Here is a 22,636-nt window from a genome sequence, read left to right as displayed (position 1 = left end):
TATATCATAAAATGATGAATGACTCAACAAATGAAAACGCTGTTATATTAGTTATTACGTTTTGCAATCAAATCGCAAATAGATAGTAAATATTCATCTTGTAATTGCAAGGAGCTAATCGCACCTTTTGCTTCTGCAATTGTTTCTTCTAAAATATCCTTTGCTCTATCTACAGTAAACAACGTCGTATATGTGCTCTTTTCATTAGAAAGATCACTACCAATCGGTTTTCCAATCTCTTCTTCAGTTCCTTCGACATCTAAAATATCATCTCGAATTTGGAAAGCTAGACCGATATATTTGGCAAACGTAAGCAACTTTTCTTCTTGCTCTTCTGTCGCATCAGAAAGTATCGCACCCGCAAGTACAGCAAATTCAAGTAGTTTTCCGGTCTTATGTTTATGGATGTACTCCAATTCATCAATCGTAAGGCGTTTCCCTTCCGCTTCCATATCTGCCACTTGTCCGCCAACCATTCCTTCTGGTCCTGCTGCTTTTGCGAGTTCAAGTACAAGTCTTACTTTTTTTTCAGCAGAAATTTCTTTTTGCTCATATGCCATAATAACTTGAAAAGCGTATGTCAATAAGCCATCTCCTGCTAAAACTGCCATCGCTTCACCAAATACTTTGTGATTTGTGGGCTTTCCTCTTCTTAAATCATCATCATCCATACAAGGTAAATCATCATGAACTAACGAATATGTATGAATCATTTCAAGAGCACAAGCTGCACCTACTCCAAGATTTCTTTCTTTCCCAAACGCTTGTAATGTTGCAAACAAAAGTAACGGGCGGAGACGTTTTCCACCCGCTTCCAAAGAATATGCCATCGCTTCACGAAGTACATTTGGACATTGTAATCCATTTGCATAGCTTACAAGTTTTTCTTCTACGAAAGTTTTACTTTCTTTCAAAAAAGTATCAAAAGCAATCGTCACTATGCTTCATCTCCTAAAGCAGTAAACGGTTCAAGCTCTCCATCTTCCCCAAGAATAACTGCTATTTGTTCTTGTACATTCTTCAGCTTCTCATCACAAAGCTTAGATAATTCCATACCTTCTTTAAAATAAGAAATCGCTTCTTCTAAAGGTACGTCACCTTGTTCTAGCTTAGAAACAAGATGCTCAAGTTGCGAAATTGCCTCTTCAAAGCTTAATTTATTTTCCATTATTCAATTCACGCTCCTCTATGCCTGATACGCTACAATCTAGTATTCCATCTTGTAATTGAACTGAAACAGCATCTCCAAGGCTTACATCTTTCACACTTTTTAACACTTGCTTCTCTTCATCATATACAAGCCCGTACCCTCTCATCATTACTTTAAGCGGACTTAACGCTTCAAGTTTTTGAGCAGCTCTTACAAAGGCAAATTCTTTCGTTTGAAGTAACGTTTGCATTTCACGTTGTAATTGCTTTTGCAACGTTTCCACAGCTACCTTCGTTTGCATAATTTTTTGAGATGGGTGGTGCTTCTCTAAATAAAATGAAAGTTGCTTTAACTGATTCACCTTTTTATCAATATAGCGCTCTTTCGCTAAAACAAGCTGTTCTAGCGCTCTATCTAATTGCTCTTCCTTTTGCTCATATACTTGTCTTGGATAACGGAACGCATACGATTTTTGCAACACTTGTAGTTTTTCTTCTTTTTTATGTACTAACTCTCTCATTGCTCTTTGCAATCTCAGAGTTCTTTGTAATACCTTTTCTTGTAACTCTATAATGTTAGGTGCTGCCAACTCAGCTGCTGCGGTCGGTGTTGGCGCGCGTAAATCTGCAACAAAATCTGCAATTGTAAAATCTGTTTCATGGCCTACTGCCGAAATAATAGGAATTTCACTCTGAAAGATTGCTCTTGCAACCATTTCCTCATTGAAAGCCCATAATTCCTCAATAGAACCTCCACCACGACCAACGATTAGTACATCTATCTCTCCCATTTCATTCGCTGTACGAATCGCTTGTACAATCGAGGGAGCCGCTGACTCCCCTTGTACAAGTACCGGAAATACAATAACATTCCCAATTGGATAACGACGTTTAATCGTTGTTATAATATCACGAATCGCTGCTCCTGTTGGCGACGTAATCACACCTATTGTTTTAGCGTAAGGAGGAATCGCTTTTTTATAAACTTGAGAAAAAAGTCCTTCCTCTTCTAAACGAACTTTTAACTGTTCGTACGCTAAATGTAAATTTCCGACTCCGTCAGGCTGCATGTCTTGAATATAAATTTGATAAGAACCACTCGCCTCGTAAACAGAGATTTTTCCTTTCACGAGTACCTTCATCCCATTTTCAGGTTTGAATTTAATATTACGATTATGGCCCGCAAACATAACCGCTGCGATTCTTGCATTTTCATCTTTCAATGTAAAATACATGTGGCCACGGCTATGATTTTTAAAGTTGGAAATTTCACCTTTTAACCAAACAGACTGCAAATGCGGATCATATTCTATTTTTGTTTTTATATAGCGTGTTAACGCTGTAACGGTTAAATATTGCTTCTCCATTTCTCTCTCCTCATAGCCGACTCAAATTATTTACAAACGACACCTGCACGTTTGGCAGATTCAACAGTATTATGAAGAAGCATTGTGATTGTCATTGGACCAACACCCTTTGGCACAGGTGTAATGTAACCCGCAACATCTAACACGTTGTCAAAGTCAACATCACCACAAAGTTTTCCTGTTTCTAAACGGTTAACACCAACGTCAATTACAACCGCCCCTTCTTTAATATAATCCGCTGTTATCATTTTAGGTCGTCCAACAGCTACGATTAAAATATCAGCTAACTTCGATAACTCTTTCATATTTTGCGTCTTAGAATGACAATATGTGACAGTGGCATTTTCATTTAAAAACAATTGCCCCACTGGTTTACCGACAATATTACTTCTTCCAATTACTACTACATGTTTTCCAGAAATATCAAGATTTGTTTCTTTTACTAATTCTACAATACCATGCGGTGTACATGGAAGGAATGTATCTTGTCCCGTCATCATACGTCCCACGCTGATTGGATGAAATCCGTCTACATCCTTTTCTGGTGAAATTCTTTCAATGATAGCTTTTTCTTCAATATGTTTTGGTAAAGGTAATTGCACTAATATGCCATTAATACGGTCATCGCCATTTAAGCGATCGATTTCAGCAAGCAAACGTTCCTCAGTAATTGTTTCAGGAAGTTCAATTAGCTCTGAGTAAATCCCTACTTGTTCACAGCCTTTTTCTTTTCCTTTCACATAAGAACGAGATGCTGGATCTTCTCCAACTAAAATAACTGCTAATCCTGGTACAATACCTTGCTCTTTCAACTTCACAACTTCTTCTGTTAATTGTGCTCGTTTTTTCTCCGCAACTTCATTTCCTTTGATGATTACTGCTACCATTTTAAGATTCCCCCTTAAAGAATTTACAGTGTATCTTTTATATTAGATAAAACGCCGTTAATAAAACGACGAGATTCCTCATCCCCAAATGTTTTAGCAATTTCAATTGCTTCGTTAATTGTTACGTTGTGTGGAATTTCTTCCATGTATTTCATTTCATACACAGCTACACGTAAAATACTGCGATCAACAATACTAATACGCTCAAGCTTCCACTTTTTTAAATTTTGACGAATCGCTTCATCGATTGCTTCTTTATTTTCTACAAAACCTACTACAAGTGACTCTAGAAACTCATTTGTTTCTTCGCCTTCATCTAGCGTGTTTTCCACTGCTACTTTCGGTTCTAATTCACCTGTAATATCCATTTGGTATAATGCTTGCATTGCTCTTTCTCTAGCCGTCCTACGTTTCATTGTAACTCTCCTTTATGCTTCAAGTCTTTCCTTATACTTTGTTATATTATTATAATTTATAAGCCGTCAATTCACTTACTCTTACAGTTTTCATTGATTTTCCAACCTTATAATACAATGATAATAACACAATTTATCGTTTCACACACGGGTTACAAGGCTGAAAAATAATAAAAAGATTAACTTCAAGTTCCATATCTTATCACAATGTACGTTTTTTGGAAAAACGACACATTTTCTTGTTTATTTCTTATTTTTTGAAATAGTATAATAATTAGAGGGTTGTAATTTGTGAAGAAATGAAACGATAAAAAAGATGCCTATGTTACTAGGCACCTTTTCATTCTTACACTGGTTCGATTTCTGTTTTTTGTGTTTCGAATGTTACGCCAACGATGTGAACATTCACTTCTTTTGGCTCAAGTCCTGTCATTGTAAAGAGTGCTTGGCGAATATTGTCTTGAATCTTTTGTGCAACAACTGGAATTGCTACACCAAAATACATTACAACATAAAGGTCAACGATAATATCTTCGTTTGCTAATTCAACCTTTACACCTTTACCATGATTTTTCTTACCTAACTTCTCAACAACATCTGTAGCAAAATTACCGCGCATTGCCGCTACACCTTCTACTTCAGCAGCTGCAATACCTGCAATTACTTCAATTACTTCTGGTGCAATTTCTACTTTACCAAGAGTTGTATCTTGACCCATATCTAACATATGTTCAGCCATGAAAAAAACCTCCTTTAATGTATCACTGCGTCACAAGTTCATGCTCTTCCAAAAATTTCGTATTAAACTCACCTTTTACAAAATCAGGATGATCTAGCAATTGCAAATGGAACGGGATTGTTGTATGTACGCCTTCAATGACAAATTCACTAAGTGCGCGCTTCATTTTTGCAATTGCCTCTTCACGTGTTTTTCCGTGAACAATTAATTTAGCAACCATCGAATCATAGAAAGGTGGGATTGAATATCCCGGATATACAGCTGAATCGACGCGAATACCAAATCCTCCTGGTGGTAAGTACATTTCTACTTTACCTGGAGATGGCATAAATTTTTTGGCAGGGTTTTCCGCATTAATTCGACATTCAATTGCCCAACCATTAAATTGTACTTCTTCTTGCTGTAACGATAACTTTTCTCCTGAAGCAACAAGAATTTGTTCTTTAATTAAGTCCATTCCTGTTACCATTTCAGTAACCGGATGCTCAACCTGAATTCTCGTATTCATCTCCATGAAGTAAAAGGTTTTCGTTTTATATTCATAAATAAACTCAACCGTACCAGCACCTGTATAATCAACCGCTACCGCCGCTTTAACTGCCGCTTCACCCATCTGCTTGCGAATCTCTTCATCAAGTGCAGGTGATGGACTTTCTTCTAATAGTTTTTGCAAACGGCGCTGAATTGTACAATCACGCTCTCCTAAATGAATGGCATTTCCATGTGTATCTGCCATTATTTGAATCTCAACATGGCGGAAATCTTCAACGTACTTTTCTAAGTATACACCAGGGTTCCCAAAAGCGGTACTAGCTTCTTGCTGTGTAATTTGAATTCCTTTTATAAGCTCTTCTTCATGGCGTGCAACACGAATACCTTTTCCACCGCCACCTGCAGTCGCTTTAATAATAACTGGATATCCAATTTGATTAGCAAGCTCAATCGCTTCTTCGGTATTTTTAATAATCCCTTGTGAACCTGGTACAATCGGAACCCCTGCTTCTTTCATTGTATCACGAGCAACGTCTTTTGTGCCCATCTTTGAAATAGCTTCTGGACTTGGACCGATAAAAATCAAGTTACATTCACGGCATAACTCTGCGAAATCTGCATTCTCTGCTAAAAATCCGTATCCCGGATGAATAGCATCGCAGCCTGTTAACTTCGCAACGCTAATAATGTTTGTCAAATTTAAATAGCTTTCTTTCGAAATCGTTGGTCCTACACAATACGCCTCGTCTGCAATCTGTACGTGAAGTGACTCTTTATCTGCTTCTGAATAAATTGCAACTGTTTCAATATCCATTTCTTTACAAGCACGAATAATTCGTACAGCAATTTCCCCACGATTGGCTATTAATACTTTTTTTATCATCACAAAGACTCCCTTATTACGCTTTTACAAGAAATAGCGGTTGTCCATATTCAACAAGCTGTCCGTTATTAACAAGAATTTCAACAATTTCGCCCTCTACATCAGCATCAATTTCGTTAAATAACTTCATAGCCTCGACAATACATACGATAGAATCTTTCGATACTCTATCCCCAACACTTACATATGGAGGTGTATCAGGCGAAGAAGAAGAATAGAATGTACCTACCATCGGTGATGTGATTTTATGTAGGTTTTCATTTTGAACAACCTTCTTCTCTTCTTGTTTTGGCACTTCTGCTTGCGCTGCTGCTACTGTCGTTTCAACTTCAACAGGCGCTACTGGTTGCATAGCTTGTTTTGCTGCAGGTGCTTGCACAGCAACAACTTCATTACCACGCTTTTTCATTTTGATTGTTGTACCGTCTTTTTTGTATTCAAATTCATCAATATTAGAGCTATCAATTAATTTAATTAATTCACGAACTTCTTGAATTTTAAACATGTAAAATCCACTCCCATACTCTTGTTTGTCCCGTTTTTACAGATTCTCGTCACGAAAACTAGATTGACTGTAAAAATACGATGTACTCTATTAGAAAATATATTTCATTAACTAATAGAAATATTTACTATTTCCATCTTACGATAAATTTTTTAAACATTCCAATTTATATTTCTTTATAATAAATCGAAATTCCTGTAAAAATATTATTCCAATAAAAATTTAATACCTAGTAATAATACCAAGTTTCACATGAAATTGGCAAGACCACTTCTTAAAAAACATTCACTACTTTTGCAAAACGTTACAAAGCAAACATGCCATTCCCTCCTCACTCTTCACCACACCTATAGTCAATAACATATTTTTACCAAATATTATTTTTTTGTTTACACGCCGTTCATCATTCCTTCATATAAGAATAGTATGTTCAAAGTGTAGAAAATATATTGTGTTGAGGTGTGGAAATATGATATGGCTCATTCTCTTTTTACCTGCCGTAATCGTTTGGGCATGCGTTCTTTTCATCCACGTCAAATCCGGAAAAAGTAATCATCAGTACCATGAACCATTAATCTTTTACTCACAACGTGTTTCTCCATTCCGAGTTGAACATAGTAAAAATAATTACAAAGACGACATAGAAAAAAGCTATCGAAAATGATAGCTTTTTTCTATTCACACATTTACTTACATACTCTATTTTACTATTTGCATACCCTTTGCTTAGTAAAAGATAATAATCCGCAGGGAAATCCCCACGGATTAAAGTTTCACTTATTTCGCTGGTGGATCAAATTTCACACCTACATCTTTTGATCCGCCTTCACTTCTTACAAGTTGAATAATTTTATTTGCTTCTTTCTGTGAATGTTTTGCCGCTTTAACCGTTACTCTAATATCAGTGCCATCAGCTCTTACAAGAGCATCTGGATATCCTCCTTGAGATTTAATTACTGTCTCAAGTAATTCTTGCTTCGTTTCCATTGTCGTAATGGCATCAAAATTTTCTTTCGCTTTATTCTTTTCTGTTGCTGAAGCTTTTGTTGAACTCATCACTTCTTGTAATTTTGCTTTTTGTTCACTACGCTGATCTTCCATTTGCATACGTAAAGCTGTGAAATTCTCATCACTTGATTGAACTGATACATTGCCCTCTTTTTTACTTGTTTCTTTTTTTGCATTTTCTTTTTTGTCTGTTTCTTTATTTGTTGTTTCCTTGCTTGTATTTTCTTTTTTCGGAGTTTCTTTAGGCGCTTCGTTTGTTACTGCTTTATCAGTACCTTGTTTTTCTTGTCCAATCTTTTCACCTGTTGCCGGCGATGCTGTATTCATTTTGTCAGGAGTTGTCACGTAATACACAGATAGTACAACAACTAAACTTAACATCGTTAATAACCAAACTGTTTGTTTTTTTAACACTTTATTTCCTCCCTATCAATTTTTCGGTGAAACTGAAACGCGATGGGCCGGTACATCTAGCAGCCTTATCACAGCTTCTTTTACCATTGCTTTAACTTGTATATTATCCACTCCCTTTGCTACGACAAGAACACCACGTACTTTCGGCTTCTCTGTTCGTAAAACAACAGGAGTTTCTTTATCCCCTTCACGTATAATGACAGTCTTTTCATCAAGAGACTCGTCCTCTACTTCTCTCTTACCGCCTGTTTTATCTGTTTCACCTGTTGTTTGTGAGCGTTTCACTGTATTTTTTTCTAAAATTTTTTCTTCAGATGAATCTAAATTCACTTTAATCGTTACGTCTTTTACTCCTGCTATTTCTTCTAAAGCAGTTTTTAATTCTTGTTCATACGCTTTTTCATATTTTTCTACATTTGACATATTATCATTATTTTTTTGTCCAAAAGTTGGTACATCTTTTTCCTGGTTTTGAGTTTTTTGTTCTTTAAATACAGGTACTTCTTCTTTTTTACTTGAAAAAAAACTACTAGAAAACATAAGCAAAATTCCAAGTATGAGTAGGACAAGTAAGAACTTAGGTGTTACCTTTTTACCCTTCTCATTACTTTCTTTTTCATCTCCATTCAATAAGTTTCGAAAAAATGAGAACTTCGAATTTTTATCTTTATTGTCCATTTACTCTACCTGTCCTCCCTTCCATTTGAACTTGGATTTGTTTATTCTCTAGTTGCCACCTGCTTGAAAAGAAGTCTTTCATTTCTACATTCGTTTCCTCTACTTTTTTCGGTGGTTCTTTCGTGTTAATTTCAACTGGTTTTACTGTTTCGATTGCATCATTTTTACTACGTTCTTTTTCTTTTAACGTCACAACAACAGATTGAATATCTTTCGCTGACTTTACTTCCGCTGTGCTTTCCGCTGCGACTATTTGTATTTCGGAGACAGTCATACCATACTGTTTCTCAAACTCTTTTCCTACTTCTTTTTTCATTTTGGTAGCCATCTCTTCTAAACTATATGCACGTGTTAGAGCTTGTATTTCTTTTTTCTTCGAATCTATTGAATTTTTTACAGATCCTTCTGCTACGTACTTTTCTTCATTAAAATTTGCAATTACTTCATTTACATCTGTCTGCAATAGTTTAAAAAGAGGTGTTAAAATTAATACGACTAACAAAAGACTTACAACGAATTTAACGTATTTTTGCAAATTCGAATTTGGAAGAATAAGATGAAGCATTGTTGCTAAGAGCAAAAAAACGATAATATTTCTGATCCACTCTGTAACAAATTGCATACTCTTCACCTCCTACCGCATCATAAGTGTAATATTCCCCGCAGCAATAATAATTGTAATACTTAAAAAGAACATAAATGATACGATAGCTAAGCAAGCAAATACGTAAATGATGCTTCGTCCAATAATGTCTAAGCATTGAATAATTGCTCCGCCGCCAACCGGTTGCAATACTGCTGCTGCGAATTTATAAATAAATGCGATACAGAAAATTTGAATCGCTGGAAAAGCAACAATTAAACATAAAATGACGAGTCCAATAATTCCGACTGTGTTTTTCAATAATCCTGATGCGCTAATAACAGTATCTGCCGCTTCTGTAAACATCCTTCCGACTACTGGAATGAAGTTCCCTGTTACAAATTTAGCAGTTTTCACAGCTATTCCATCAGCGACGGCTGTTGCTGTTCCTTGTACAGATAATACTCCTAAAAAAATCGTTAAGAAAATACCGATAATCCCAACGCTAACGTTTTGCAGAAGCTTGGACAATTTCGTCACTTTATATTGATCACTCATTGTACTTACAATACTTAATATCGTTGCCAGTAATAAAAGCGGTAGAACGATATAATTCATAAGAAGCCCGCTTGTATTCATTAAGAAAATGATAATCGGATGAAAGAAAGATACAGATACAACCCCGCCACCAGTCGCTATAAGCGCCAATAAAATTGGCAATAGCGCTAATATGAAATCTACCATTGTTTGTATCGTTTCTCTTGCATATGTCATAACGACATAAAAACTATTTAAAGCAAAAATAATAAGTACCATATATACAACAGCATCAGCAATTTTGCTTACACTACTTTTTGAAAAAGCGGATTGCAGTGATTGCAACAATGCACTAAAGATTGTGAGCATAATGAGTGTGCCAAGCAGTTTTCCATTAGCTGCAAGCTCATGAAATAAATATTTTAATAACCCTATCATCCACTCTTTTAGAGAGAATTCTTTTTCTCCCTTTACAAACTCCATAAAACTCCCTTTTTGACTCTCTGGCAAATAGCCTCCATATTTTGTAACAAGCCCGTCCCAAAATTGCTTCACATCTTCAATTCCGAGCTTATCCAATTGTTGATCAACGACGTTTGTTTCTACAGGAGAAGCTTGTACAACAACCGGTAAAGAAAAGAAAAGGAAGCAAGCAAATAGCAGCTTAGCTCCAAACCACCTCAACATTCACTCCCCCTTATCCCGTCGGTAAAAATCCGAGAATAGTTTCAATTACAACCGTCAAAATAGGAATTGCCATAACGAGAATTAAGATTTTCCCAGCAAGTTCAATTTTCGAAGCGATGGCACCTTGACCAGCATCTTTTGTAATTTGAGCTCCAAACTCGGCAATATAAGCAATTCCAATAATCTTTAGTAACGTTTCCACGTAGACGTTACTAACTTTCGCTTCACTCGCTACTCTCTCAATCATTTGTAAAATAGAATGAATTTGATCGATTAAAATAAGAAACATCACGCTACCTACGAACACAATAAATAAAGATGTAATACTAGATTTATGCTGGTTCAAAACAGCAGCTAAAAACGTAGCAACGAGGCCTAATCCGACAATTTGTATAATTTCGATTCGAACCGCCTCCTTTACTGGAAGAGAAAGACACTTTTAATCTTGTCGAATAGCGTATTAATTAAAAATGCAACATGAAATAAAATGACGACAAAACCGACAAGGATAACCCAATTTGCAATATCCTCACGCTTCAATTCTTTTAGTACAGTATGAATGAAAGCTAAAACAATGCCGATTCCGGCGATTTGAAATATTAATCCAACATCAATGGACATCGCCTTTCTCCCCCCTATAGCAGTAAAATTACAATTAGTAGCCCTGCTAGTACCCCTAAGCTCTTAATCATTTTTTCGTATTGCAGTTGTAAAGCTTTCGCTTCCTCTTCTTCTCTCTCCAAATGTGTAATACATAAGCGAATATGTTTTTGTTGTGATTCACGATCATGTTGCCCGAGCGTTTCACCAAATTGCTGCAGTATTTCATACTCGGTTTGTTGAAAAGCCGTCAACTTCCAATTCTCTTTCAAACTATCTATCCAAGCTTCCCTTACCGTTTGTTCTCCACTTTCTAGTTTTTTAGCGAAACTTTGAAATATCCAATTTAATGGCTTTGGCATTTGTTTAACTAATCGCTCGGCAGCCTCAGATAAAGGTGTGTGTCCATACATAATTTCTGCCTCTAATGATTGAAGTGCTGATTTTAATAACCTAAGTTGCCTCGGCCTCTCACTGTATCTTTTAGCGTACGAAAACCCGAAAAAGGTGCTGACCGCAACGATTAACACTGCACCAAATATTTTCACCATACGCCCTCAGCCTTTCTATTTGATAACACTGGTTTTCCATATTTATCTTTCACCTGCATAACCGTTCCTGGACCCCTCGCTTTTGACAACTCCACAAACCTATCAAATATACCAAGCTCTAGCACTGCCTTGAGCGATGGACGTCTCACAACATCCTCATAGGAAAATCCGTGTGCGCTTATAAAAAGCTGAACACCTGCATGCACTGCCTCCATAATTGCTTCACTATCTTCTTTACGGCCAATTTCATCTACGATCAAAATATCAGGACTCATAGAACGAATCATCATCATCATTCCTTCTGCCTTTGGACATGCGTCTAACACATCGACTCGGGTACCAAAATCATATTGCGGGATTCCTTTCACACAGCCAGCAATTTCTGACCGTTCATCAACGATCCCCACTTTACAGGAAGGAATTTCCGAAGCACTTACCCCTTGACTCATGCAACGTGCTACATCTCTTAAAAGTGTCGTTTTTCCCGTTTGGGGAGGGCCAATTACCATCGTGTTTAACCACCTTTTTTCATACAAATATGGCAAAAGCGGTTCAGCAATCCCTATTTTTTGACGAGCAATACGAATATTAAAGGAAGAGACATCACGAATCATTTTCACTGCGCTTTTTTCTGTAATGACTTTTCCTGCTAACCCGATTCTATGCCCCCCGCGAAGCGTCACATACCCACGTTTTAATTCCTCTTCCATCGTATAAATTGAGAATTGACTTAATTTATTCAATAAGTAAATAGCATCCTCTGCAGTAGTGATATAGTCATAAAAAAACACCTTTCCGTGTGCAATACACTCTAGCGGCCTTCCAATTCGAACACGAATTTCCTCTAAAGCATCGTATTGCTTACATTCTTCAATTAAGTACTTCATCGTTTTTGGTAAAACTTCTAATACCTCTTTCATCGGCTTCTCCCCACTATACTCGACTTACTATTTCAGTAATGCGATAAAAATACAGCAAATCCCAAGCGCTAGAAAAAAGAGCTTCAAGAAAGAAATTTCACTTGCTACACTCGCTATCCCAATTGTCATTGTTAAAATTAATACGGTAGGTCCAACAAACGCCAACATACCATTTATAAACAACGCTTTCTTCGCATCATTCACATAAAGCATAAGCAAAGCAGCAAATATCTCCGCACTACCTGAAAATAATCGAAGTGCCCCCATAACAAGCACGGATGTTTCCATTGCCGCTAGCCACTGTTTCATTCTTCCACCTTCTCCCGTAACAGTTACTAACTTCGTATTCTAAAAAAGAATATATTTGTACAACCATATGCAGAGGTTGTCTATTTCAGAAGTAAAAACATAATTTTTCTCTAAAGTCTGAATTAGAATCTGAATATTCATATTATTTTATGGTATATTATGGTATATTTAGTTTGAAAGGGGTTTAAACCATGCAGCACGTCACTTTATTACCACTAGATTTATGCTATACAAATGTGATTTTCGAGCTATCAAGTGATCCACATATAAAAAATGCATTGGGGATAACGGTAGAAAACATCGAAGACACGAAAACATTTCTTCTTTTCGCAATAGAAGAAGAGCGTCAAAAGAAATCCTTATCGAGAATGATTGTGAATGAAGAAAATGAAATAATTGGCCTCACCACACTTAAACATATTAATAATGAAAAAAAGCAATCTCACATTGGTAGTTGGATTGGCTATCCATACTGGGGAAAAGGCTATAACGAGGCTACTAAAAAAGAAATCTTTAAAATCGCCTTTTTAGACTTACAACTTTCCTACGTATTTGCTGGTGCTAAAACGAATAATATCCGCTCACTAAAAGCACAAGAAAAACTACCCTATATTTCATTGCATGTGGAAAACAAGTTTCCAGACGAACACGCTGCACTAGAGAAAGAAGTAAGGTCACCTTGCTCTCTGCATGTCGTGTCACGTGAAAATTTTTTAAACTGGTTGAAATTACAGAATGAGGAGGAAAAATATGAAGGCATTGAAAATTAGTTTAACCGTTGTAGTAGAATTAGCTCTTATTTATCTTTTTTCATTATTAGTCGGTTGGTCATTTATAGAGACCTTTTTCCTTGGTAGTTTAGCAATATTTGCAATTATGTGGTTAATTATTATGAGTAACCATAGAAATAACATTACAGATCACGCAATAAGTAAAACATTAACTGGCGTTGAGACTGGCGAAATAAAACCATTTCAAATTGTTTTGACTCCATCTATTATGGGTACTCTTTCACTTGTTTTAGTCAGTTTTATAGTAACAGCTATTTACTATCTACCCTATTTCCTATAAAAAAAACACTCGTGAATTATCACGAGTGTTTTTTTACTATGCACGAGAAACGTATTTACCTTCACCAGTGTTGATGATAAGCATTTCGCCTTCGTTAATGAAGATTGGTACTTGTACAACAAGACCAGTTTCTAATGTAGCTGGTTTTGTTACGTTAGAAGCAGTATCACCTTTAATACCAGGCTCTGTTTCTGTAACTTGTAATTCAACTGTGTTTGGAAGTTCAACACCAAGTACTTCGCCTTGGTAAGTCATAATTGCTACTTCCATGTTTTCTTTTAGGAATTTAAGCTCGCGCTCGATTTGTTTTTCACCAAGTTCGATTTGCTCATAAGTTCCGTTATCCATAAATACGTGAGCCTCACCGCTTGCGTATAAGTATTGCATACGACGGTTTTCGATGTGTGCTTTTTCTACTTTCTCACCTGCACGGAATGTTTTCTCTTGAACAGAACCTGTGCGAAGATTACGTAGTTTAGAACGAACGAATGCAGCACCTTTACCTGGCTTTACGTGTTGGAAATCAAGTACTTGCCAAAGGGCATTGTCCACTGAAATTGTTAAACCTGTACGAAAATCGTTTACTGAAATCATGTAAAAAAATCCTCCTGTGTATTACAAAATAATAAGTTCTTTTGGTGATTTCGTAATTACTTCATTACCTTCACTTGTCACAATGATATCATCTTCAATACGTACGCCGCCAATACCTGGAATATAAATACCTGGCTCTACTGTTACAGCCATACCTGGTTCAAGTACTGTATCAGAACGGAACGCTAAACCTGGTGCTTCATGGATTTCAAGACCTATTCCATGACCAGTAGAGTGTCCAAAGTATTCACCATATCCTTTTTCCGTTATGTAGTCACGCGTTAGCGCATCAGCCTCGCGACCTGTTAAACCAGCTTTAATACCGTTCACACCACGTAGTTGTGCTTCTAAAACGATATTATAAATTTCTTTTAATTTATCAGATGGTTCACCGACTGCAATCGTACGAGTAATATCAGAACAATATCCTTTGTAATAAGCGCCGAAGTCTAATGTAACGAAATCTCCTGTTTCTATCACTTTTTCAGATGCCACGCCGTGCGGTAATGCCGAACGAAGACCTGAAGCAACGATAATATCAAACGAAGAAGATGTTGCTCCTTGTTTTCTCATGAAAAATTCAAGTTCATTTGACACTTCAATTTCAGATACTCCCGGGCGAATGAATGATAGAATATGCTCAAAGGCAGCATCTGCAATCTGTGCAGCTTCCTTTAATATCTTAATCTCTGAATCAGTCTTTATCAAGCGTAACTTTTCTACAAGTCCAGAAGTCGGGATAAATTCAGCATCAATCGCTTCCTTATGCACTGAATAAGAACTATATGTAAGAGTATCTTGCTCAAAACCAAGTTTTTGAATTCCAAGCTCTTTCACTTGCTTTGCCACTTCATCAATGATCAATCCTGCGTGCTGTACAACCTCATATCCAACCGCTTGTTTACTTGCCTGCTCGACGTAACGGAAATCTGTAATAAATTGAGCACGATCTTTTGAAATAAGAACAACGCCTGCTGTTCCTGTGAAGTTAGCCATATATCTACGACTATGTTCATTTGTTAACAAAATACCGTCAATGCCAGCCTCATCAAATGCACTTCGTAATCTTTCAATTTTCTCCATTACTTTATGCCTCCCTCAATTTCTCCATTAATGCAAATAACGCTAACTTATAGCCATAAAAACCAAATCCTACAATTTGACCTGCACAAACAGCTGCCGTCACAGATTCATGACGGAACGATTCACGCTGATGAATGTTAGAAATATGTACTTCAATAACAGGAATCGAAATGCTCGCAATGGCATCACGAATCGCATAGCTATAATGCGTAAATGCTCCCGGATTTAAAATGATCCCTTCATATATATCTTCCGCTTCATGAATAATGTCGATAATGGCACCTTCATGATTCGATTGGAAACATTCTAACTCCACTCCCATTGTTTCTGCTTCTTGCTTCATATCTGCTTCAAGTGTCGCTAGCGTGCCCTTTCCATATACATTTACCTCACGAACACCGAGGCGATTTAGGTTAGGACCGTTTACGAGGAGTAACTTTTTCATATTCTTAAAACTCCTTAATATTAAATATCTATACAATATTTTAACATAGGAGTTACTTATTTGAATAGTTCGTCTTCTCTTGCCCTTCTTGTTCTGCTTTATTGCTATTTACTGCGTAAGAAACAGAATATGCTATAAACACACCATACAATATAAAAATACATATTGTCGTCACAATTGTCTCTTTTGGTAAATGGAGCGCACTTTTAATAACAGGAGCCATTAAACCCATCCCCAAAAACAGTAGTGCCCACCAAAATAGCCCATAAATAATTCCCGCTATAATCCCTTCAAACTTCGCAAAAAATGCTTTATACAAAAAGGCGATCAAAATTGAAAGAAGTCCCATACACACTATTCCGAACACATTGCCCCATACACCCTCTTTCCAACTTCCAAACGCAAATGGTAAAAGGAAATAATTCGGTCCCGCCTCCGTGAATGAAAATATATGAAGGAAATACCAGATCCCGCCCCAAAAGATTCCACCAAACAAACCAATCTGCACAAAATTCCTTGTTCCTAATTGTTCTTGACTCACATCGACACCTCCGCTCAATAGTATGCCCGAAACTATTTTGAAGCATGTTTAAATCCTGCGAAATTTGTCTATAAAAAGAATAAGAAATGTCCGACTCTCATAACATTTTCCCTTGTCATCTACTTGTATTTGCCGATAAAATAAAGGAAACTCGGTGATTGTCTTATTTCAAAACGACAGAACCCAGTATGACAATTGCCTCTTTTTCTACATAAGAGAGAAACAAATACAGGTTGGTGTTAACATGGCAGAAGAGTCAAAACAAATATATGGCGGGCAAGCGGTCATAGAAGGAGTTATGTTTGGCGGTAGAGAATATACTGTTACAGCGGTTCGTCGTAAAGATAAATCGATTGAATTTTATCGATTACCACGCGTTCGTAATAAAGTACTATCTACCCTAAAAAAAATTCCATTTTTACGAGGGATTGCCGCTATTGTGGATGCAAGTGCGAATGGAGCAAAGCATTTAAACTTCGCTTCAGAACGATTTGACGTCCACCCAGAAGATGATGAACAAATTGCAAATAAAAAAGAAGAACAATCAAAATTAACGATGGTATTAGGAGTTGCAGCTGTTGGCGTTTTATCTTTTATATTCGGTAAAGTCATTTTCACAGCAGTTCCTGCACTATTAGCTGAATTAACGAGACCGATTTTCCCATCTCATACTGGGCAAATCATTGTCGAAAGTGTCATTAAGCTCATGCTATTATTGAGCTATATATACTTTATTTCTTTAACCCCACTTATTAAGCGGGTATTTCAGTATCACGGTGCAGAGCATAAGGTAATCAATGCTTACGAGAATAACCTTCCTCTGACTGTAGAAAACGTTCAAAAGCAAACTCGTCTCCATTATAGATGCGGCAGTAGCTTTATTATATTTACAGTCATTATTGGAATGTTCGTTTATTTCCTAGTCCCTACAGATCCTCTTTGGGCACGAGTTATAAACAGAATTTTATTAATTCCAGTTGTACTTGGTATTTCTTTTGAAGTATTGCAATTTACAAATCGATTACGAGACATTCCCGTATTACGCGTACTTGGATATCCTGGATTATGGCTACAACTATTAACAACGAAAGAACCAACAGATGATCAAGTGGAAGTAGCAATTGCATCGTTTGAAGAATTATTACGTTTAGAGAACAAACAATAATTATTTAAAAATGGTGTTCAACTCCTTTCCTCATCGTTAATATACTAATTTCAATATATGTTTTTAGGAGGTGTCCCTTATGAACGGTCGTTCGTTTACTTTCGCTATATTTGTGCTTATTATCGGATTGGCAATATTCGGCCTTGTTTCATCTGTTATTACAAATCCCATGGGTGTATTAAGAAATATCGGGTACATGTTACTTGTTGTCGGTATCTTTTACTTGCTATACAAGATGTTTACAAATTCCAGTGGTTCCGCAAATTCGCAAAGCTCATATAAGCGTGCGGCAAAACAATCGAACCGCAAACATGGGAAACAAAATGTAGCACCCCTAGGCAATTCTTTCTTTAAGTCAAATACTTCTAATGACAAAAGTAAAAAAGGGAATTCTTCCACTTTGAAACGAAAAAGAAAACAGTCTCATTTAACTGTCATTGAAGGCAAAAAAAGCAAAAAGAAAGACCGTGCTTCCTTTTAGGAAATACGGTCTTTTTTTATACTTTGAAGCACTTCTTTTAAACTTTTCTCTCTCATACTTTCAATTCGAAGATGATGATTTTCAAACGGTAAATTCCGTGTCACATCATTAGGTACCACAACGCACGTTAATCCCGCTGCAACTGCTGCTCTCAATCCATTTAATGAGTCTTCAAATACAACAGCTTCAGATGGCTTAATTCCTAATTCTTCTATTGCAACTCGATAAAGAGCTGGATCTGGTTTTACCTTCTCAACATCTTCTCTCGTTTTAATTACTTCAAAATATTCTCGAATTTGTAGCTCTTCTAAAAAATGAATAACCCATTCTCTAGAAGAACTAGAAGCTAGTGCGATTTTTAATCCCATTTCTTTCGCTTCTTCTAAATATTCTTTTACCCCGTCACGAGCTTCTGGTATTCTCATTTTCTCTTTATGTAAAGTTGCCACTTTTTCTTTTAATACACTTTTGTTAAACTTCTCTTTTAATTGATCATTTAGATATGTATAAAGTACCTCATCTGTTGTTCCAATGCATTTCGCAAATTCCTCTAAAGGTAGTTCCCCGCCGTATTCACGAACAGCATCTCTGAAAGAGTGAAACCATATCGTTTCTGTGTCCACAATTAATCCATCAAAATCAAAAATAATTGCTTTCATAATTCTCCCATCCTTTTCGAATTGAAATAAAAAAGGAAACGCCATACGTTCCCCTTAATTACTTTTCTCTTCATTTGCTCTTTGAACACCGCGAAGTGTTTCCACTCGGACTGTATCTTGTTCAAAGTATTGCACTAAATCACCAATGCGATCAATCGCTTCCCAACTTAAATGATGTTCAATTCCTTCTACATCATTGTAAATTTTACTTTCATCCACACCGATAATACGCATAAATTGCTCTAGCAAGTCATGACGATATACGAGACGTTCTCCGATTTTTTTACCTTTTGTTGTTAATACAAGCCCTCTATATTTTTCATAAATTAGATATTCATCTTTGTCTAATTTTTGCACCATTTTTGTTACAGAGGATGGATGTACACTAAGCGCTTCAGCAATATCAGATACGCGGGCGTAACCCTTTTCATCAATCAACAAATAAATTTGTTCAATATAATCTTCCATACTAGGGGTAGGCATCGGTTTCCTCCATCCAAGTTCATTTTGCTTATTCCGTACGAAGCAATCAATAAAATGATACACCAGAAAGAATAACGTGACAAGTTGAAAACGAGCCTAAATATATAAAACAAAAAAGAATCTGTATTTGCATACAGACCCCCCTTAAGTAAAATATTGTATTTCTGCATTAGGAAAAAATTCATTTATATAACCTCTTATCGTTTCTTCCAATACTGCTGCATCATCCTTTTTATATACATATTTTCCGATGCCATATCGTCCCCATTTATACTTCCGCTTCTCTTCATCCATTTCAAGCTTCGTATTTGGATAACGCTCTTGAATAACCTTTTTCGCTGGTTTCGTAAAACGATGCTGAATTAATTCAAACGTTAAATTTGGTATCGTCATATCTTTCAGCGCATTGTACAGTCGCTCAAATAGTTCACGATATCCTTCTTCCCATCCTTCATGCATATAAAGTGGCGCGACTATAAAACCAAGTGGATAACCTGCACCTGCTACTTTACGTGCCGCCTCAATTCGCTCCTCAAATGGCGATGTCCCTGGTTCAAAATTTTTAATTACATATCGTGAATTTATACTAAACCTGAAACGAGTTTTCCCATTATGCTTTGCATCTAATAAATGATCAACGTGCGAATATTTCGTGACGAAACGTAAGCGCCCATATTCACTTTCTCCAATGAATTCAATCGCCCGCTTTAATGCATGTGTTAAATGATCAATCCCAACAATGTCTGATGTACACGCTGCTTCAAATCTTGTTATTTCAGGTGCCCTTTCATCCATATATTGCTTTGCCTTCTCAAATATTTCATCAAGATTGACATACACACGAACGTAAGGCTTACTCCCAAGTGTTGTTTGCAAATAGCAATAATGACAATGTCCCATACACCCTGTTGCGAGCGGAATTGCATATTCAGCTGACGGTTTTGACGTATCAAACTTTAGCGTCTTCCTTACTCCAACGACAAGTGTAGCCTTTGCATTACGATACTTTTGCAAATCATTTTCTCCTGGCAAATTTCTAATTTGATTATGTGATGTCGTTTCACGAATTTCTAATCCCATCTTCGTAAACTTCTCATAAAGCTCTTTTCCAAGCGGATATTCAAGTGCCTTTGGTTCAAAGTAAACGAGTTTTGGCATAAATGGTTTCATGTGCTTCCCTCCCTCTCGTTAGTATGGGAAACGTTGAAAAATTAACACGCATTAAAGTTTTCCACTTCAGTAACTTGCGTTGCAAGTTACTGAATGTTATAATTTGGATAACAGCTACCTTGCAACGCAAGTTACCTGAGTAAAAGGTGGTGAAATCATGCACAGCCAAATGTTAAAAGGTGTATTAGAAGGTTGCATCCTATACATCATTTCACAAGAAGAAGTGTACGGATATGAACTGAGCACAAAATTAAATAAACACGGATTTACATTCGTAAGCGAAGGAAGCATCTATCCGTTATTATTACGTATGCAAAAAGAAAAATTGATTGAAGGAACATTAAAAGCTTCCTCACTCGGTCCAAAGCGAAAATATTATCACATAACCGATAAAGGATTAGAGCAGCTTGAAGAATTTAAACAAAGCTGGGGAATGGTTTCAACTACGGTAAATAACTTATTACAGGGGGAGTGATAGGGATGAATGCACAAGACATGATTGAATTGAATAATAAAAAACGTGAGCTTCTAACACCTGAAAATGAAGTTGCTTATAGCGATATGTTAGTTTATCTTCGTTTATCTAACGTGCCAGAGCAACAAATGGAAGAACTGTTACTAGAAATATTAGATCACCTCATCGAAGCACAAGCAGAAAATAAAAACGCTTATGACATCTTTGGAGATAATTTACAATCTTATTGCGATGAACTTATATCAGCTTTACCAACTCAAACAAAGTTAGAAAAAGCCTCTTTAATTGGATTTTCTATTAGCTTACTTCTTGCTATACAGTTTGGCATAAATACAATTATTTCATTTTTTATGTTTTTCTTTGAAAAAAACAATACATTATCAAGTCCGCCTTTTAGCATCCTTGGAACTACTTTGTCTGTTTCAATAATTATACTAGGTATACTATTTATTTTATATTTATTAAAGCGTTACTCCTTTAATCAGAAAATGAATTGGAAAAGAAGAATTCTATTTGGATTCGCATTTGCTACTCCATTTTGTTCCGCTGTATTCTTAAATATTTATTTCCAAAAGCAACCTTATCTCATTTATCATCTAAACTTTTGGCAAAATGCTTTAATTGCTATCTTATTTTTTATTTTATATAAATTACTATATAAAAAATCAAATTTTTAACAGTCCTTCAAAAGGCTGTTTTTTCTTCTGTCTAATTTTACAAATTGAAAAATTTCATAAAGAAAATAAGAAAAATGCAAAATAATTAAAGTTAATTGTTGACGTGATGCTTTTATTATCGGTATCATAAATCTTCGTGAGCAATTATTTTTCGTTATACGATTTTTTTATTATTACTGAATTTTTGAGAGGAGAAATTAGATGTCAGTTAAGAAGAAAACGCAAGTACGCACCGGCAAAATGGTACGTGAACTAATGTTAGCAGACGAAGATGTAAATGCTTCGCTAATTATGGTATATAGTGAAAACGGTGTAAACGCAGAAATTAAAATCGAGGGCTTAACGCCGAAATGTAACGAAGAATTATTTTTGAGCGGAAACGTGGATTGGAACAAGAGTGTTATTTATAAAATTGTTGATTTCACTGGAAACGCTGAAGTTGGTAAAGTTACATTAACAGCGATGAACAAAAACAATGTTTCTCTAGAAATTGAACGCGTTATGTGGAGTAAAGAAAATAAAGAAGCTGCCGAGCAAGAAGAAACACAGGTAGAAGCAGCACCGAAAAAGGAAGTAGTTGTAGAAGCTCCAAAAGCAATTACGCCTGCTCCTAAGCCTGTTACGCGTGTGGAAACACCTGCTATGGCACCTAAGCCTACTCCGGTACCGACACCGAAGCCAGTAAGCGTAGAAGCAGCTGTAGAACTAGTTACTCCAGCGCCTGTGAAAAAAGCGGTCCCTACTCCAGTTACAAAGCAAGAGACAGCACCGGTTGCTCCTGCAAAACCGAAGCAGCCTGCTTTGACTGAAACAAATTCAAAACTACAAGAAAATTATGTTAAACTCGTGAAAAAGACAATTGAAGTTTGTCAAGATTACGAGCTTGGCATCGACATAGATGATTCTATTGAAAGCTTAAAAGAAGAACTACAAAGCCAAGGTATTAGCGTTACATTTGACAAAGAAATTATGGACGTTGTAAGTCGCCTTCGTTCTTTACAAGATAAAGGAATCAAAGTAGAAAAAGTACTTAATTTACTATAAAAAAATAAGAGATGGCAATTGCC

The 22,636-nt window shown here is 36.3% G+C and carries 32 protein-coding genes; 8 read left to right on the top strand and 24 right to left on the bottom strand.

Annotation, left to right across the window (positions count from 1 at the left end):
* Positions 1 to 47: 47 nt before the first annotated feature.
* The 8 genes from ispA to accB all read right to left on the bottom strand — a co-directional run bounded on the left by ispA (position 48) and on the right by accB (position 6,438).
* On the bottom strand, positions 48 to 938 hold the full coding sequence (gene ispA / locus MR136_RS02855) for a (2E,6E)-farnesyl diphosphate synthase (protein ID WP_000150380.1): 891 nt from the start codon (positions 936 to 938) through the stop codon (positions 48 to 50).
* Positions 938 to 1,168, bottom strand: coding sequence for an exodeoxyribonuclease VII small subunit (gene xseB, locus MR136_RS02850; protein ID WP_017673561.1), 231 nt, complete (start codon positions 1,166 to 1,168; stop codon positions 938 to 940). Before xseB ends, ispA begins: the two co-directional genes overlap by 1 nt.
* Positions 1,158 to 2,516 carry an exodeoxyribonuclease VII large subunit gene (xseA, locus tag MR136_RS02845; protein WP_000415251.1) on the bottom strand — a complete coding sequence of 453 codons (1,359 nt, stop codon included), beginning with the start codon at positions 2,514 to 2,516 and terminating at the stop codon, positions 1,158 to 1,160. The genes xseB and xseA overlap by 11 nt, the downstream gene beginning before the upstream one ends.
* A 26-nt stretch (positions 2,517 to 2,542) precedes the next feature.
* The gene (gene folD / locus MR136_RS02840; RefSeq protein ID WP_000226732.1) at positions 2,543 to 3,403 is read right to left on the bottom strand and encodes a bifunctional methylenetetrahydrofolate dehydrogenase/methenyltetrahydrofolate cyclohydrolase FolD; all 861 of its coding nucleotides are present in this window, start codon (positions 3,401 to 3,403) and stop codon (positions 2,543 to 2,545) included.
* 23 nt (positions 3,404 to 3,426) lie between these two features.
* Positions 3,427 to 3,819: a N utilization substance protein NusB gene (gene nusB / locus MR136_RS02835; protein WP_000830247.1), complete on the bottom strand. Its 393-nt coding sequence runs from the start codon at positions 3,817 to 3,819 to the stop codon at positions 3,427 to 3,429.
* 346 nt (positions 3,820 to 4,165) lie between these two features.
* Positions 4,166 to 4,558: an Asp23/Gls24 family envelope stress response protein gene (locus MR136_RS02830; protein ID WP_000807630.1), complete on the bottom strand. Its 393-nt coding sequence runs from the start codon at positions 4,556 to 4,558 to the stop codon at positions 4,166 to 4,168.
* A 22-nt stretch (positions 4,559 to 4,580) separates the two neighbouring features.
* Complete coding sequence (gene accC, locus MR136_RS02825; protein ID WP_000592871.1) at positions 4,581 to 5,933, bottom strand: acetyl-CoA carboxylase biotin carboxylase subunit; 1,353 nt, start codon at positions 5,931 to 5,933, stop codon at positions 4,581 to 4,583.
* A 16-nt stretch (positions 5,934 to 5,949) separates the two neighbouring features.
* Entirely contained in the window at positions 5,950 to 6,438 is a 489-nt protein-coding gene (gene accB / locus MR136_RS02820; protein ID WP_000472866.1) for an acetyl-CoA carboxylase biotin carboxyl carrier protein, read from the bottom strand.
* A 469-nt stretch (positions 6,439 to 6,907) separates the two neighbouring features.
* Between accB and MR136_RS02815 the strand changes: the two genes are divergently transcribed.
* Positions 6,908 to 7,102 carry a hypothetical protein gene (locus MR136_RS02815; RefSeq protein WP_002179810.1) on the top strand — a complete coding sequence of 65 codons (195 nt, stop codon included), beginning with the start codon at positions 6,908 to 6,910 and terminating at the stop codon, positions 7,100 to 7,102.
* 113 nt (positions 7,103 to 7,215) lie between these two features.
* Here the strand turns inward: MR136_RS02815 and MR136_RS02810 are convergent, their stop codons facing one another.
* The 9 genes from MR136_RS02810 to MR136_RS02770 are packed head-to-tail and all read right to left on the bottom strand — an operon-like array spanning position 7,216 to position 12,725.
* Positions 7,216 to 7,860: a SpoIIIAH-like family protein gene (locus tag MR136_RS02810; RefSeq protein ID WP_000914710.1), complete on the bottom strand. Its 645-nt coding sequence runs from the start codon at positions 7,858 to 7,860 to the stop codon at positions 7,216 to 7,218.
* Positions 7,861 to 7,875: 15 nt separating this feature from the next.
* Entirely contained in the window at positions 7,876 to 8,538 is a 663-nt protein-coding gene (gene spoIIIAG, locus MR136_RS02805) for a stage III sporulation protein AG (protein WP_000368873.1), read from the bottom strand.
* Complete coding sequence (gene spoIIIAF / locus MR136_RS02800; RefSeq protein ID WP_001161054.1) at positions 8,528 to 9,160, bottom strand: stage III sporulation protein AF; 633 nt, start codon at positions 9,158 to 9,160, stop codon at positions 8,528 to 8,530. Before spoIIIAF ends, spoIIIAG begins: the two co-directional genes overlap by 11 nt.
* 12 nt (positions 9,161 to 9,172) lie before the next feature.
* The gene (spoIIIAE, locus tag MR136_RS02795) at positions 9,173 to 10,345 is read right to left on the bottom strand and encodes a stage III sporulation protein AE (RefSeq protein WP_242259252.1); all 1,173 of its coding nucleotides are present in this window, start codon (positions 10,343 to 10,345) and stop codon (positions 9,173 to 9,175) included.
* A gap of 10 nt (positions 10,346 to 10,355) precedes the next feature.
* A complete protein-coding gene (gene spoIIIAD / locus MR136_RS02790) occupies positions 10,356 to 10,739 on the bottom strand; it encodes a stage III sporulation protein AD (RefSeq protein ID WP_077393170.1) in 384 nt (127 codons plus the stop codon).
* A 23-nt stretch (positions 10,740 to 10,762) separates the two neighbouring features.
* On the bottom strand, positions 10,763 to 10,966 hold the full coding sequence (gene spoIIIAC / locus MR136_RS02785; protein WP_000020914.1) for a stage III sporulation protein AC: 204 nt from the start codon (positions 10,964 to 10,966) through the stop codon (positions 10,763 to 10,765).
* Between the two features lie 14 nt (positions 10,967 to 10,980).
* The gene (gene spoIIIAB, locus MR136_RS02780; protein WP_000238702.1) at positions 10,981 to 11,496 is read right to left on the bottom strand and encodes a stage III sporulation protein SpoIIIAB; all 516 of its coding nucleotides are present in this window, start codon (positions 11,494 to 11,496) and stop codon (positions 10,981 to 10,983) included.
* Complete coding sequence (spoIIIAA, locus tag MR136_RS02775) at positions 11,490 to 12,416, bottom strand: stage III sporulation protein AA (protein WP_000665905.1); 927 nt, start codon at positions 12,414 to 12,416, stop codon at positions 11,490 to 11,492. Before spoIIIAA ends, spoIIIAB begins: the two co-directional genes overlap by 7 nt.
* Before the next feature lie 27 nt (positions 12,417 to 12,443).
* Positions 12,444 to 12,725 carry a YqhV family protein gene (locus MR136_RS02770; protein WP_000816050.1) on the bottom strand — a complete coding sequence of 94 codons (282 nt, stop codon included), beginning with the start codon at positions 12,723 to 12,725 and terminating at the stop codon, positions 12,444 to 12,446.
* Between the two features lie 191 nt (positions 12,726 to 12,916).
* Here MR136_RS02770 and MR136_RS02765 point away from each other — a divergent pair, with 191 nt between their 5' ends.
* On the top strand, positions 12,917 to 13,495 hold the full coding sequence (locus MR136_RS02765; protein WP_001164987.1) for a GNAT family N-acetyltransferase: 579 nt from the start codon (positions 12,917 to 12,919) through the stop codon (positions 13,493 to 13,495).
* Positions 13,476 to 13,796 (top strand): hypothetical protein, encoded by a 321-nt coding sequence (locus MR136_RS02760; RefSeq protein WP_000645572.1) that lies wholly within the window; start codon positions 13,476 to 13,478, stop codon positions 13,794 to 13,796. The genes MR136_RS02765 and MR136_RS02760 overlap by 20 nt, the downstream gene beginning before the upstream one ends.
* A 36-nt stretch (positions 13,797 to 13,832) precedes the next feature.
* Here the strand turns inward: MR136_RS02760 and efp are convergent, their stop codons facing one another.
* From efp to MR136_RS02740, 4 genes are read right to left on the bottom strand one after another with little or no spacing between them, the layout of a single operon-like run.
* Positions 13,833 to 14,390 carry an elongation factor P gene (gene efp, locus MR136_RS02755; RefSeq protein ID WP_000626516.1) on the bottom strand — a complete coding sequence of 186 codons (558 nt, stop codon included), beginning with the start codon at positions 14,388 to 14,390 and terminating at the stop codon, positions 13,833 to 13,835.
* 21 nt (positions 14,391 to 14,411) lie between these two features.
* Positions 14,412 to 15,473 (bottom strand): Xaa-Pro dipeptidase, encoded by a 1,062-nt coding sequence (pepQ, locus tag MR136_RS02750; RefSeq protein WP_000411040.1) that lies wholly within the window; start codon positions 15,471 to 15,473, stop codon positions 14,412 to 14,414.
* A gap of 4 nt (positions 15,474 to 15,477) precedes the next feature.
* Positions 15,478 to 15,918 carry a type II 3-dehydroquinate dehydratase gene (gene aroQ / locus MR136_RS02745; protein ID WP_000735140.1) on the bottom strand — a complete coding sequence of 147 codons (441 nt, stop codon included), beginning with the start codon at positions 15,916 to 15,918 and terminating at the stop codon, positions 15,478 to 15,480.
* A gap of 52 nt (positions 15,919 to 15,970) precedes the next feature.
* Complete coding sequence (locus MR136_RS02740) at positions 15,971 to 16,459, bottom strand: YqhR family membrane protein (RefSeq protein WP_000076881.1); 489 nt, start codon at positions 16,457 to 16,459, stop codon at positions 15,971 to 15,973.
* A 244-nt stretch (positions 16,460 to 16,703) separates the two neighbouring features.
* Between MR136_RS02740 and MR136_RS02735 the strand changes: the two genes are divergently transcribed.
* Positions 16,704 to 17,624: a DUF1385 domain-containing protein gene (locus tag MR136_RS02735; protein WP_000807121.1), complete on the top strand. Its 921-nt coding sequence runs from the start codon at positions 16,704 to 16,706 to the stop codon at positions 17,622 to 17,624.
* 79 nt (positions 17,625 to 17,703) lie between these two features.
* The gene (locus MR136_RS02730; RefSeq protein ID WP_001014463.1) at positions 17,704 to 18,105 is read left to right on the top strand and encodes an SA1362 family protein; all 402 of its coding nucleotides are present in this window, start codon (positions 17,704 to 17,706) and stop codon (positions 18,103 to 18,105) included.
* Here MR136_RS02730 and MR136_RS02725 read toward each other — a convergent pair.
* The 3 genes from MR136_RS02725 to splB form a co-directional block, all read right to left on the bottom strand.
* Entirely contained in the window at positions 18,102 to 18,764 is a 663-nt protein-coding gene (locus MR136_RS02725; RefSeq protein WP_025687934.1) for an HAD family hydrolase, read from the bottom strand. The genes MR136_RS02730 and MR136_RS02725 overlap by 4 nt on opposite strands.
* Positions 18,765 to 18,818: 54 nt before the next feature.
* Complete coding sequence (gene mntR, locus MR136_RS02720; RefSeq protein WP_001143085.1) at positions 18,819 to 19,247, bottom strand: transcriptional regulator MntR; 429 nt, start codon at positions 19,245 to 19,247, stop codon at positions 18,819 to 18,821.
* Between the two features lie 144 nt (positions 19,248 to 19,391).
* The gene (splB, locus tag MR136_RS02715; RefSeq protein WP_000802107.1) at positions 19,392 to 20,417 is read right to left on the bottom strand and encodes a spore photoproduct lyase; all 1,026 of its coding nucleotides are present in this window, start codon (positions 20,415 to 20,417) and stop codon (positions 19,392 to 19,394) included.
* Positions 20,418 to 20,574: 157 nt separating this feature from the next.
* Between splB and MR136_RS02710 the strand changes: the two genes are divergently transcribed.
* The 3 genes from MR136_RS02710 (at position 20,575) to MR136_RS02700 (ending at position 22,613) form a co-directional block, all read left to right on the top strand.
* Entirely contained in the window at positions 20,575 to 20,892 is a 318-nt protein-coding gene (locus MR136_RS02710; protein ID WP_000556078.1) for a PadR family transcriptional regulator, read from the top strand.
* 5 nt (positions 20,893 to 20,897) lie between these two features.
* Positions 20,898 to 21,569: a DUF1129 family protein gene (locus tag MR136_RS02705; protein WP_061457702.1), complete on the top strand. Its 672-nt coding sequence runs from the start codon at positions 20,898 to 20,900 to the stop codon at positions 21,567 to 21,569.
* Positions 21,570 to 21,770: 201 nt separating this feature from the next.
* On the top strand, positions 21,771 to 22,613 hold the full coding sequence (locus tag MR136_RS02700; protein ID WP_000111900.1) for a hypothetical protein: 843 nt from the start codon (positions 21,771 to 21,773) through the stop codon (positions 22,611 to 22,613).
* Positions 22,614 to 22,636: the final 23 nt, after the last annotated feature.

Source organism: Bacillus cereus group sp. BfR-BA-01311 (genome assembly GCF_022664295.1).
Lineage (GTDB): Bacteria > Bacillota > Bacilli > Bacillales > Bacillaceae_G > Bacillus_A > Bacillus_A cereus.
The sequence above is the reverse complement of the archived record's forward strand: the minus strand, read 5'-3'. Positions and strand labels throughout refer to the sequence as shown.